Origin of the sequence: uncultured Polaribacter sp., from assembly GCF_947497695.1 — a bacterium.
GTDB lineage: Bacteria > Bacteroidota > Bacteroidia > Flavobacteriales > Flavobacteriaceae > Polaribacter.
Map to the genome: position 1 here is coordinate 206,490 of NZ_CANMHM010000001.1, position 12,556 is coordinate 219,045.

General features: G+C 27.9%; 12 protein-coding genes. 9 read left to right on the forward strand and 3 right to left on the reverse strand.

The genetic code is table 11. The features are described 5' to 3' along the window. Positions 1 to 21: 21 nt before the first annotated feature. From mutY to Q0731_RS00900, 5 genes are all read left to right on the forward strand, one after another. Positions 22 to 1,065 (forward strand): A/G-specific adenine glycosylase, encoded by a 1,044-nt coding sequence (gene mutY / locus Q0731_RS00880; protein ID WP_299059409.1) that lies wholly within the window; start codon positions 22 to 24, stop codon positions 1,063 to 1,065. A 68-nt stretch (positions 1,066 to 1,133) separates the two neighbouring features. Beyond that, positions 1,134 to 1,577: a single-stranded DNA-binding protein gene (gene ssb, locus Q0731_RS00885; protein WP_299058749.1), complete on the forward strand. Its 444-nt coding sequence runs from the start codon at positions 1,134 to 1,136 to the stop codon at positions 1,575 to 1,577. A gap of 21 nt (positions 1,578 to 1,598) precedes the next feature. Further along, the gene (gldE, locus tag Q0731_RS00890) at positions 1,599 to 2,921 is read left to right on the forward strand and encodes a gliding motility-associated protein GldE (protein ID WP_299058751.1); all 1,323 of its coding nucleotides are present in this window, start codon (positions 1,599 to 1,601) and stop codon (positions 2,919 to 2,921) included. Beyond that, complete coding sequence (gene gldD / locus Q0731_RS00895; RefSeq protein ID WP_299058753.1) at positions 2,914 to 3,465, forward strand: gliding motility lipoprotein GldD; 552 nt, start codon at positions 2,914 to 2,916, stop codon at positions 3,463 to 3,465. The genes gldE and gldD overlap by 8 nt, the downstream gene beginning before the upstream one ends. A gap of 347 nt (positions 3,466 to 3,812) precedes the next feature. Next, positions 3,813 to 4,529 carry a 3'-5' exonuclease gene (locus tag Q0731_RS00900; protein WP_299058755.1) on the forward strand — a complete coding sequence of 239 codons (717 nt, stop codon included), beginning with the start codon at positions 3,813 to 3,815 and terminating at the stop codon, positions 4,527 to 4,529. Positions 4,530 to 4,760: 231 nt separating this feature from the next. On the opposite strand, the gene Q0731_RS00905 is transcribed toward Q0731_RS00900, so the two are convergent. The 3 genes from Q0731_RS00905 to Q0731_RS00915 all read right to left on the reverse strand — a co-directional run bounded on the left by Q0731_RS00905 (position 4,761) and on the right by Q0731_RS00915 (position 8,222). Beyond that, the gene (locus tag Q0731_RS00905) at positions 4,761 to 6,632 is read right to left on the reverse strand and encodes an ABC-F family ATP-binding cassette domain-containing protein (protein ID WP_299058757.1); all 1,872 of its coding nucleotides are present in this window, start codon (positions 6,630 to 6,632) and stop codon (positions 4,761 to 4,763) included. 133 nt (positions 6,633 to 6,765) lie between these two features. Next, positions 6,766 to 7,278, reverse strand: a complete 513-nt coding sequence (locus Q0731_RS00910; RefSeq protein ID WP_299058759.1) for a hypothetical protein — start codon at positions 7,276 to 7,278, stop codon at positions 6,766 to 6,768. A 14-nt stretch (positions 7,279 to 7,292) separates the two neighbouring features. After that, entirely contained in the window at positions 7,293 to 8,222 is a 930-nt protein-coding gene (locus Q0731_RS00915; RefSeq protein WP_299058761.1) for an OmpA family protein, read from the reverse strand. Between the two features lie 214 nt (positions 8,223 to 8,436). Between Q0731_RS00915 and Q0731_RS00920 the strand changes: the two genes are divergently transcribed. From Q0731_RS00920 to Q0731_RS00935, 4 genes are all read left to right on the forward strand, one after another. Continuing rightward, the gene (locus Q0731_RS00920) at positions 8,437 to 9,453 is read left to right on the forward strand and encodes a sugar phosphate nucleotidyltransferase (RefSeq protein ID WP_299058763.1); all 1,017 of its coding nucleotides are present in this window, start codon (positions 8,437 to 8,439) and stop codon (positions 9,451 to 9,453) included. A 104-nt stretch (positions 9,454 to 9,557) separates the two neighbouring features. Beyond that, on the forward strand, positions 9,558 to 10,427 hold the full coding sequence (locus Q0731_RS00925; protein WP_299058765.1) for a hypothetical protein: 870 nt from the start codon (positions 9,558 to 9,560) through the stop codon (positions 10,425 to 10,427). Position 10,428: 1 nt separating this feature from the next. Beyond that, positions 10,429 to 11,202, forward strand: a complete 774-nt coding sequence (locus tag Q0731_RS00930; protein ID WP_299058767.1) for a DUF4292 domain-containing protein — start codon at positions 10,429 to 10,431, stop codon at positions 11,200 to 11,202. Then, positions 11,202 to 12,437 (forward strand): peptidoglycan DD-metalloendopeptidase family protein, encoded by a 1,236-nt coding sequence (locus tag Q0731_RS00935; protein WP_299058769.1) that lies wholly within the window; start codon positions 11,202 to 11,204, stop codon positions 12,435 to 12,437. The genes Q0731_RS00930 and Q0731_RS00935 overlap by 1 nt, the downstream gene beginning before the upstream one ends. Positions 12,438 to 12,556 lie beyond the last annotated feature (119 nt).

Sequence of the window (12,556 nt, forward strand, 5' to 3'; positions counted from 1 at the left end):
TTGCAAATTTAGTTTTAAATGATGAAATTTTCTAATACTCTAATATATTGGTATTTAAAAAACAATAGGGATTTGCCTTGGCGTAAAACCAAAAACCCTTATTTTATTTGGCTGAGTGAAATTATGTTACAGCAAACAAGAGTTGCTCAAGGAATGGCATACTATTTAAAATTTACAGCAACTTTTCCTACCGTTTTTGAGCTCGCTAAAGCGGATGAAAGCACCGTTTTAAAAATGTGGCAAGGTTTAGGTTATTATTCTAGAGCTAGAAACTTACATTTTTCTGCAAAACAGATTGCCAACGAATTTAATGGCGAATTTCCATCAACATATAAAGAAATTATAAAACTAAAAGGAATTGGAGATTACACAGCTTCTGCAATTGCATCTATTTGTTTTAATGAATCTACTGCTGTTGTTGATGGTAATGTTTATAGAGTACTTTCTCGTTATTTTGGCATTAACACACCCATAAATTCAACAGCAGGAATTAAAGAATTTAAAGTATTAGCACAATCTTTAATTGATAAAACACAACCTGGTACTTTTAACCAAGCAATTATGGATTTTGGTGCACTGCATTGTAAACCTCAAAATCCGCTTTGTGAAACCTGTCCGTTTTCTGGAAGCTGCGTTGCTTTAGAGAAAAAACTGACCAGAGAATTGCCTGTAAAAGAGAAAAAAATAAAAGTTAAAAAGCGTTATTTTAACTTTCTAGTGATAAAAACCAACGACAATAAGACCATTTTATCAGAAAGAAAAGGGAAAGGAATTTGGCAAGGTTTGTATCAGTTTCCTCTGATTGAAAGTGATAAAACCATCAACAAAAATGAATTAATTTCATCAGACGAATTTATCGATTTATTTCCATCAGAAACCACTATTTCATTGTTTAATCAAAAAGAAATAGTCCATAAACTATCTCATCAACATTTATGCACACAATTCTGGGTTATAGAAACCGAAAAATCATCAACAATTCAAATAAAATGGAGTGATATTGAAAAATACCCTGTACCTATTTTAATTGCAAATTTTTTAGAAGCCTATCAACATAAAAAGTAATTGATATTTTTAGTACTTTTGATGAAGATATTATTGAACAACTATCTAAAATATTAAAAAGGAATTTAATGGCAGCAGGCACAATAAACAAAGTTATTTTAATTGGTAATTTAGGCGATGATGTAAAAATGCATTATTTTGATGACCAAAATTGTGTTGGTCGTTTTCCTATTGCAACTAGTGAAAGTTACACCAATAAAACTACTGGCGAAAAAATAACCAATACAGATTGGCACAATATTGTTGTTAGAAATGGTTTGGCTAAAGTTTGTGAAAAATACTTAACAAAAGGCGATAAGATTTATGTGGAAGGAAAATTAAAAAATCGTCAATGGGAACAAGATGGCATTAAACGTTATGCTACAGAAATTAACGTTAATGAAATGACCATGCTGTCTACCAAAAGCAACCCAAATAACGTACAACAAAACCCACAACAAAATCAACATCCAACTTCTAAACCAGCACCAAAAGCTACTCCGTTAGAAGAAAAAGATGATTTACCCTTTTAATTCAATCAAAAAAAACAGCAATTGGATCCAGATCCCCAAATTTTATTTTTAATTTCCATTAATTTTTTAACTACAATTAATTGTGTTGTTTTACTTCTTTTATTAATTAGCTCTGCTTTAGTTTCTGGGGCAGAAGTAGCATTTTTCTCTCTTTCTCAAACCGATTTAAACGAACTTTCTAACAACGGAAAAGATGAAAACAGTGTGGTTACTTTACTAGAAAAACCTAGAAAACTATTAGCTACAATTTTAATAACAAACAATTTTATAAATATTTTAATTGTATTATTATTTGCCTCTTTAGCAGACACATTATTTGGCAATTTTAATTATGAATTTAATGCTTATTTCTTTACAATTCCTATTCGTTTTTTAGTAGAAATTGTTCTAGTAACCTTTCTAATTCTTTTGTTTGGCGAGGTTTTACCAAAAGTGTATGCATCTAGAAATGCGCTACATTTTTCTAAAAGAATGTCTAAATTTATCAATACCATAAATATTTTATTAACTCCTTTTAGCTTACCACTAATAACAATTACTAAATGGATTGAAAAAAAATTAGGGAGTAAAAATTCTAACTTTTCTGTAGAAACTTTATCTCAGGCTTTAGAATTAACATCACAAGGAGCAACCTCTAAAAACGAACAAAAAATACTAGAAGGAATCGTAAATTTTGGGAACACAGAAACAGTACAAATTATGGTACCTCGTATAGATATTTCTGCTCTTTCTGACAAAGAGCCTTATGAAATTGTACTAGATAAAATTCTTAAAAAAGGATTTTCTAGAAACCCTGTTTACAGTGAAAATATTGACAATATTATTGGTGTTTTATATGCTAAAGACTTGTTAGCACATTTAAATAAAACCAATTTTAAATGGCAAGATTTATTAAGAGAACCTTTTTTTGTGCCAGAAAACAAAAAATTAGATGATTTATTAGGCGATTTTAGAGAGAAAAAAAATCACTTAGCAATTGTTGTTGATGAATATGGGGGAACTAGTGGTTTGGTTACTTTAGAGGATGTTATTGAAGAAATTGTTGGAGACATTAATGATGAATTTGATGATGATGATTTGCACTATTCTAAAATAGATGCAAACAACTATGTTTTTGAAGGAAAAACTTCTATTAAAGATTTTTGTAAAATTCTAGATGATGAAAATGAAGAAATTTTTGAAGAAGAAAAAGGAGAAAGTGAAACTTTAGCAGGCTTTATTTTAGAAATTTCTGGGAAATTCCCTAAAAAAGGCGAGAAAATAAACTTCAAGAATTATACGTTTACTATAGAAGCGTTAGATAAAAAACGTATTAAACAGATTAAAGCAACCAAAAATGCGTAACCTTTTCTTATTGATTTTCTTTATTCCTTTTCTTTCTTGTAAAGAAGATATTTTACCAAAACCTAAAGGGTATTTGAGCTTAAATTATCCCCAAAAAAAATATAAAAAATTAGATTTAAACAGACCTTATTCTTTTAATATTTTAGAAAATACAGAAATTAAAGACAATCCAAATAATTGGATATCGATTAAATACCCAAAAATTAAAGCTTCTATTGATATTACTTACAGACCTGTAAAAAACAATATGAATGAGCTGTTAACTGAAGCAGAAAAACTAGTTTTTAAACATACTTTAAAAGCAGAACAAATTATACCTAAAGATTTTGTTAACCCAGAAAAAAGAGTGTTTGGTAGTATGTATGAAATTACTGGTAATGCAGCATCTCAAATTCAGTTTCATGTTACAGACAGTACAAATCATTTTATAAAAGGGGCTTTATACTTTTACGCAAAACCAAACTACGATTCTATTTTACCTGCAGTAGCTTACATAAAAGATGATATTTTACAGCTAATGGAAACCTTAAAATGGATCGAATAGCTTTTTGTTTATAAATTATTTTGCCACGGATTCACGAATAAAACTCAAAACCTTATAAAAACAGAATTTTCACGAATAAAAATCTATGATTTTTTCTAATTAGTGTTATTTTTTGATCTCAAAAAAGAAAATTCCTTAATTCGTGGCTATTTTTTTAAGTATAATTCAGAACGATTAATATCATTTTAAAAATAGTTGTTTTCAATTAAAGTCTTGGTTCATTTAACAAAGCAATCTTGCCTCTTTTGTAAGTTAATTATGATGTTGGGTTATTCCAAATTCATAATAATTCCAAAGCTTTTATAATTTTCACTATCTTACATCAAGAAAAAGAAAAATACATTGCTATGAATTTATCAGTAAAACTGAATGATATCTTATTTTTAGATATTGAAACGGTTCCTCAAGAAGAAAGTTGGAATCATGTGGTTGAAGAAACCCAAGAATTGTATCAAAAAAAAACACAATACCAACGTAAAGAAGATTTTACGGCAGAAGAATTTTATGAAAGAGCCGGAATTTGGGCAGAATTTGGTAAAATAATCTGTATTTCTGTTGGTTATTTTGTGGATGTAAAAGATAAAAAACAATTGCGTTTAACTTCCTTTTTTGGTGATGATGAACACCAACTACTAACTGATTTTAAGGTTTTATTAGACAAGCATTTTGCAAATAAAAACCATGTTTTATGTGCTCATAATGGTAAAGAATTCGATTTTCCCTTCATTGCTAGAAGGATGATTATTCATCAAATAGAATTACCTAAAAAATTAAATTTATTTGGCAAAAAACCTTGGGAAGTAGCTCATTTAGACACTTTAGAATTATGGAAATTTGGCGATTACAAACATTATACTTCCTTAAAATTACTGACTTCTATTTTAGGAATTCCATCGCCAAAAGATGACATTAATGGTAGCGAAGTTGCTAACGTTTATTATAAAGAAAAAAACATCCAAAGAATTGTAACTTATTGTGAAAAAGATACCATTGCAGTTGCACAAATTTTATTACGTTTTAATAATCAAGAATTATTAAGTGATAAAGATATTGTGAGTGTTTGATATGCTATTATACAGAGATTCGCAGAGAAACTCAGAGACCCACAAAGAAAATGATAAATTCTTCCTACAAAGTTTCTAAGAGCTTATAGATATTTTATGATTCAGTAAATCTAGTTTTAAATACTATGAATATCTACAAGGTTAAAAAAAGACCTTGCAAAATAATAAGTTTAAGAAAAAACTCTGTGACCCTCTGTTTTTTTTTAGAGAATCTCTATATAACAACAAACTTTAAGATTCTAACTTCATAGAAAGTTCTAACCAACGCTCTTCTTTTTGTTCTAAACTTGTAATTGTTTCTTGCAATTCTTCAGATTTTTCTGCTATATCTTCAGGTGCAATTTCTACATTTAAAAATTGTTTTTCTATGTTTGCTTTTCTGTTTTGCAATCTTTCTATATCTGCTTCTAAAGCACCAAATTCTCTTTTTTCGTTAAAACTTAGTGTGTTTTTATTTTCCTTTTTTGCAGATTTTTTATCTTCTTTTTTTTCAATGACTTTGGCAACTACATCATTTAAAGGATTACCATCATCATAAGCTCTAAAATCTGAGTAATTTCCTGGGAAATTTTCTACAACACCTTCTCCTCTAAAAACAAACAGTGCATCTACAATTTTATCCATAAAATACCTATCATGAGAAACCACTAAAAGGTTTCCAGGATAATCTAATAAGAAGTTTTCTAACACATTTAAGGTTACAACATCTAAATCGTTTGTAGGTTCATCAAGAATTAAAAAATTAGGATTCTGAATTAAAACAGCACATAAATACAAACGTTTTTGCTCTCCTCCAGACAGTTTTTCAACAAAATCGTATTGTTTCTTTTTATCAAACAAAAAACGCTCTAACAATTGCGATGCAGAAATTTTTCTTCCTTTGGTTAAAGGGATAAATTCTCCAAATTCCTTCACAACTTCAATTACTTTTTGCCCTTCTTTTATTTCGATTCCTGCTTGTGTATAATACCCAAATTTTACAGTTTCACCTAAAATAACTTTACCAGCATCTAAAGGTGCAGTTTCTGTAATAATATTTAAAAAAGAGGATTTTCCTGTTCCGTTTTTACCAATAATCCCAACACGTTCTCCACGTTTAAAAACATAATCAAATCCGTCTAAAATCTTTTTATCTCCAAAAGATTTAGAAACTTTATGCAGTTCAAGAATTTTACTTCCCAAACGTTCCATATTTATTTCTAATTGTACTTGATGATCTTTTCTACGTTGATGTGCTTTTTCTTTAATTGCGTAAAAATCATCGGTTCTAGATTTAGACTTAGTAGTTCTGGCTTTAGGTTGCTTACGCATCCACTCAAGTTCTTTTTTAAAGAGGCTCTTCGCTTTTCCTAAGTTTGTTGCTTCTAAGGCTAATCGTTCTTCTTTATTTTGCAAATAGTACGAATAATTCCCTTTGTATTTATAGATTTTACCTTCGTCTAATTCTAAAATTTCATTACAAACACGCTCTAAAAAGTAACGATCATGCGTTACCATAAATAAGGTAATTTTTTCTTTTGCAAAGAAAGCCTCTAACCATTCTATCATTTCTAAATCTAAATGATTGGTAGGTTCATCTAAAATTAATAAATCGGGTTTGTTAATTAAAACAATGGCTAAAGACAGTCTTTTTCTTTGTCCTCCAGAAAGTGCCCCAACTTTTAAAGTTAAATCGTCTAACTTTAATTTCGATAAAATTTGTCTGTATTGTGTTTCAAAGTCCCAAGCATTGTGCTGATCCATTAAATCAAATGCAGCTTGATAAGCATCTGTATCCTCTAAGTTTTTTAATGCTTTTTCATATTGATTTACAATAGAAAGGATTTTATTATCAGTAGCAAAAATGGTTTCTTCAATTGTTAAATCTGGATTGATATCATCTTTTTGAGCCAAATAAGCAATAGAAATTCCTTTTCTACTTACAACTTGTCCAGAATCTGGCACATCTAAACCTGCAATAATATTTAAGATAGATGTTTTTCCACTCCCATTTTTTGCTACAAAAGCAACTTTTTGATCTTTACTAATTCCAAAAGAAATGTCTTCAAATAAAACACGTTCTCCATAAGCTTTAGAAATATTTTCTACTGATAAATAATTCACAGAAATAAATTTAATTTTTGCAAAGAAACAAAAATCTAAGGCAGTAATTGTTGATTAAATAAACTCCTTTAAAAAAATAGTGAATAAAAAAAACGGAGAATCTAATTAGAGTCTCCGTTTTAATATAAATTGATTAGCTTGGTAACTTACCACCATCTAATTCATCTTGCCATTTAAGCAATTCTTCCCATTTCCCTTTGCTAGCTAGTTCAGCCTGTTTTGGCCATGTACCAGGTTTGTGTACTTTAAAACGTTCACCTCCACTATCTAAAACCTCTTGACATTTTTCTACACTTGTATTACCAAGAGCTTGCCATGTTTTTATATTGTGGTTGTGGAATAATTCTTTAATTTTTGGTCCAATACCTTCTACAACTGTTAAATCGTCTTCTTTAATTTTTTTACCAAAAACAGCTTTTGCACTAGCAGCATTAAAAACTGTTGCAGTAGCTGTAGCAGTAGCAACAGCAGATACTTTACTTTTTTTACAGGCATCTAATTCTGCTTCTAAAGTTGCAATTCTTGCATTGAGTTCCTTACAATTGCAAGACTCTTGATTATCTTTACTTGAAAATTTTCTTAATAAGTATCCTAATAAGGCACAAATAAGGCCTACTAAAAGTGGAATTAATATACACCAATTCATAATTTTATCTTTTTTTAATTAATTGTTATAACTGTTCTTCTATTTTTTGTTCTTCCTTCTTGAGTAGCATTATTTGCAATTGGCTCTTTATCTCCTTTAGAAAGTGCTTCTATATTATTACCTAAAATTCCGTTTTTAATCAAATAATTTCTAGCAAAATCTGCACGTTTTTGTCCTAAAACAACATTATTATTAGCATTCCCAACATTATCTGTATGACCAATGACTTGTACTTTTACACCTGTTTTATCTACACATTTAGATATAGTTGCTATTTTATTTCGTTGTTCAGTTGTTAAATTTATAGCAGTCTGACCTGTTTTAAAATATAAAACTAACGGATTCTCTTTAATAGATTCACAAGCCGTTTTTAATGCATCATCTTCAGAAGTATCAGTATCATTGCCTGTTAAAACACCAAAAGAAAAAGGGCCAAACAAAGTACTTTCTTTATCAGGATTGATTGTATCATTCAATTTGCCATTAGTATTAATTTGTTTGGAAGCGATACCTAAAGTCACAAAATAGTTTTTTACTGCATTTGCTCTTGCAAGACCTAAATTGGGAAAGGCAGAGTTATTAACCTCATCACTTTTATAAAAACCTAAAATATCTATGGTTTTTGAAGGATTTGATAAAAGATAGTTTTTTAGTTTTAAAGATTCTTCTTTTACTTTTAATGAAAGTGGTTCTAAAATTGAAAAATTTGACATTTTAAAGTTAAAATTGTCTTGCGATTCAATTTTTAAATTACTTGCTGCATCTGTAATTAAGAATGCATTTTTTGAAACTTCTTTTGCTTTTAGGTTTACTACTTCTTTATTGGGTTCTGTTTTTTCTTTTTCTTTGCTATAACAAACTTTACAGCATAAAAAGTAATACAAAACAGTACCTACAATAATTGTTAGCAAAATACCTAAAAGACAGATTGTTTTTTTTGTCATAATTGATTTTTGTTTTGTTATTGATACTCTTACAAACTTAAGCTTTATCTATTAAAACTTAAAGGAATTTACTATAAAATTGATTATAAGTCATTTACAACACTAAAAAAATCAATAATATTTAATGAATATTATTGTAAAAATAGCAAAAATGAATCTTTTAGAATCTCTTAATTAGTATTATATTGCGTTGGTATTACACAAAAATAAAAACATGAAAATTATAGTACCAATGGCAGGAATTGGGTCTCGTTTAAGACCCCATACATTAACAGTTCCAAAACCTTTAACAGTAATTGCAGGCAAACCAATTGTACAACGTTTGGTAGAGGATATTGCTTCTGTTATTGATGAAAAAATTGATGAAATTGCTTTTGTAATTGGTACTGTTGCCAAAGGATTTCCTACAGATACTGAAGAACAATTATTAAAGATAGCAAAAGAATTAGGTGCAAAAGGTTCTGTATATGTGCAAGAAGAAGCTTTAGGAACTGCACATGCAATTTACTGTGCAAAAGAATCTTTAAGCGGGCCTTGTGTTGTAGCTTATGCAGACACTTTATTTAAAGCTGATTTTAAATTAGATGCAAATGCAGATGGTGCAATTTGGGTAAGTAAGGTAGCAAACCCAAGTGCTTTTGGTGTGGTAAAATTACAAGATGGTTTTATTACCGATTTTATAGAAAAACCAAAAGATTTTGTTTCTGATTTGGCAATTATAGGAATTTATTACTTTAAAAGTGGTGATAAACTATTAGAAGAAATTCAATATTTAATTGATCATGATTTAAAAGAAAATAATGAATATCAGTTAACCAATGTTTTAGAGTCTTTAAAACAACAAGGTGCAAAATTTATTCCTGGAACGGTAAATACTTGGATGGATTGTGGTAAAAAAGACCCAACAGTAGACACCAATAAACAAGTATTAACTTTTGAACACCAAGCAGGAAACAATTTAGTTGCTAAAAATGTGGTTTTAGAAAATTCAGAAATCATTCAACCTTGTTTTATTGGAGAAAATGTAGTGCTTAAAAATACCAAAATTGGTCCTTATGTTTCTATTGGAGCAAATAGTGTTGTAGAAAATTCTACAATTGTAAACTCTCTAATTCAAACTAATGTAACAATATCTAATGCAAATTTAGATACAGCCATGATTGGTAATTATGCAAAATATAACGGTAAATATACCTCTGTAAGTATTGGTGATTATACAGAATTAACGTAATGATTTTTAGAATAAAGAACATAGAAAAGAGAAAAGAAAACCATTTTTTTTATTTAAAATGGGCTCTTTTTTCTTTGCTCTTTTTTCTAATTTCTTCAAAAAGTGTGTGTCAAGATAGTTTACCTATAGTTAAAGATACATTAAAAGAAAAAGAGTTAAATTTTCAACCCTTTTTTTTTAAAGCGTTGTCAGAAAAAGCAATTGGCAATCATCAAAAAGCAATTGAAAACTTAGAAAGTTGTAATGAATTGATTCCAAATAATATTGCTGTATTCTTTGAATTTTCTAAAAACTATTTAAAATTAAACAAAACCTTTATTGCAAAAGAGTACATTAATAGAGCTTTACTAAAAGATCCAAATAATATTTGGATGTTAAAACATTTAGTAAAAATTTGTGTAAAGGAAAAAGATATTGAAGAAGCAATCAATGTTCAACAAAAATTAGTAGCAATTAACTTAAAAGAAAGAGAACATCTTGTAAAACTGTATTTGCAAAATAATGATTCTAAAAAAGCAATTGCTTTGATGAATTTAATGGAGAGAGAAAAAGTACTTTCTGCTAAATTTAGAAAGTTGAAAAACAATTTAGAAAACCAAAAAAAACAAACGGTAACTGAAGAGAAAAAAGTTATAAGTGGCTCTCTAAAAGAGCAATTTAAAAACAATAAATCGTTTGCTATTTTAAAACGAATCTTAACAGATTCAAAAACAAATATTGAAGAACAATTAAAATATGCAGAAACAGGAATTTTATATTTTCCTGCACAACCTTTTGTATATTTAGTAAAAGGAAAAGCACTTAATTATCAGAAAAAATATAAAAAGGCGTTATTAAGTTTACAAAACGGTATTGATTTTGTTATTGAAGATGAAATGGAAGCTGACTTTTATAAAGAAATGGCAGTTGCTTACAAAGGTTTAAATGATTTTGAAAACGAAAAAAAATGTATTGAAAAATCAAAAAAAATATAAAATGAAATTTATAAAGTACTTAATAATCTTTACAATAATTGTATTTACTTCTTGTAAAACAAAAAAAAATATGATTGATGCAAATTTAGTAGCCAAAGAAATGTCTGCCAAAAAGGTAGCCAAAAAACATATTGCTGCTAATTTTGATAAAAAATCAATAGATGCAAAACTAAAAGCAGATTTTGATAATGGAAAACTAAAACAAAGTATTTCTGTTAGTTTAAAAATGATAAAAGACGAAGTTATTTGGCTAAAAGGATCAAAATTCGTTACTGTTTTTAAAGCTAAAATTACTCCAAACAACGTGCGTTTCTACTCACCTTTAACCAGACAGTATTTTGATGGAGATTTTTCTATGATTAAAAAAATATTAGGTACAGATATTAATTTTGAGCAACTGCAAAACCTATTTTTAGGACAATCTTTTACAGATGTAAGACAAGAAAAGCAAAACATTAAAATAGCCGATAATTCTTATGTATTATCACCAGAAATTCAGGCAAATTTGTTTGATATTTTCTTTTCTGTAAATCCTGCTCATTTTAAGTTAGATAAACAAGCCATTGTAAATGCTAAAAAAAATCAACGATTAGAAATTTTTTATCCAACTTATGATGTAAAGGATAATTCTATATATCCATCAACAATTAAAATAAGAGCAAAACAAAAAAGTAAGTTTACAAATGTAGATTTTATGGTAAAATCTATAGAATTTGATACCGATTTTACTACTGATTTTTCAATTCCTAAAGGGTACAAGCAAATTAAATTATAGTGAAAAGTAAAAAAAAATACATCTCAATTTTTATTATTTTTATAAGTGTATTTACTGTTTTTGGTCAAAGCCGAAAAGAATTAGAGAAGCAACGTAAAAAACTGAATAAAGAAATTAAACAGGTTAATACCCTGCTTTTTAATGAGATTAAAAAAGAGAAAAATGCTTTAGAAGATTTAAAAGATATTAAGAAAAAAATAGATGTTAGGGCTAAATTAATTTCTACAATAAACTCTGAAGTATCTATTTTATCAAAAGAAATAAACGTAAATGAAACTGAATTTAAAAAATTAAATAACAATTTAACCAATTTAAAAAAAGATTATGCTGATATGATTTTAAAATCATACAAAAGTAAATCTCAACAAAGTAGAATGATGTTTTTACTTTCTTCGCAGAATTTTTATCAAGCATATAAAAGGTTAGAATACTTAAAACAATACACGACGTTTAGAAAAAAGCAAGGAGAGGATATTATTAAACAAAAAAATATTATTAAAAAACTACAAGATTCTTTAGTATTTCAAAAAAGAGTTAAAGACACTTTAATACTGTCTGAAAAACAACAAAAAAATAAAATTGAAGTTGATAAGAATAATAAAGAAAAATTAATAAAAACCATAAAGAAAAAAGAGAACAAGTACAAAAAAGAGCTTAAAGAGAAAATTAAGGAAGAGAAAAAAGTTACTGCTAGGATTGATAAAAAAATTCGTGAAGAAATTGAAAGAGCGAACAGAATTGCAAGAGAAAAATTAAAAGACAAACCTAAATCTGTAAAGAAAAACGAGTTTATTTTAAGTCCAGAAGCAAAGGCTTTAGCTGCAAATTTTGAATTAAATAAAGGAAAACTACCTTGGCCTGTGAAATCGGGTATTGTAGTTAGAAAATTTGGAAATCAACCTCACCCTTCGTTTCCTGGAATTACTGTAAATGGAACAGGCTTGCATATTGTAACAAAACAAGGTGCAAAAGCAGAAGCTATTTTTAATGGAACAGTACTAAATATTTTAAAAAGTTCTGAAGGCACAAAAAACGTCTTAATTCAACATGGAAACTACATTTCATCATACAATAATTTAGAAACAACCTTTGTTAAAAAAGGAGATCAAATTTTTACAGGACAAAATATTGGTCAAATTTTTACAGACAAAGTTTCTAAAAAGACCAAACTTATTTTTGTCATCTTTAAAAACACCACACGTTTAAATCCTTCTTCTTGGATTTTAAAAAGATAATTTTATAGATAATACACTCTATTAAGCTCTAAGTATGTTAATTTAATTTAAAATTTTTACAGTTGCTTTTTTGTAATATTTTTAAATAGAATAGTCAAAAAAAATAGCCTTATGTATGT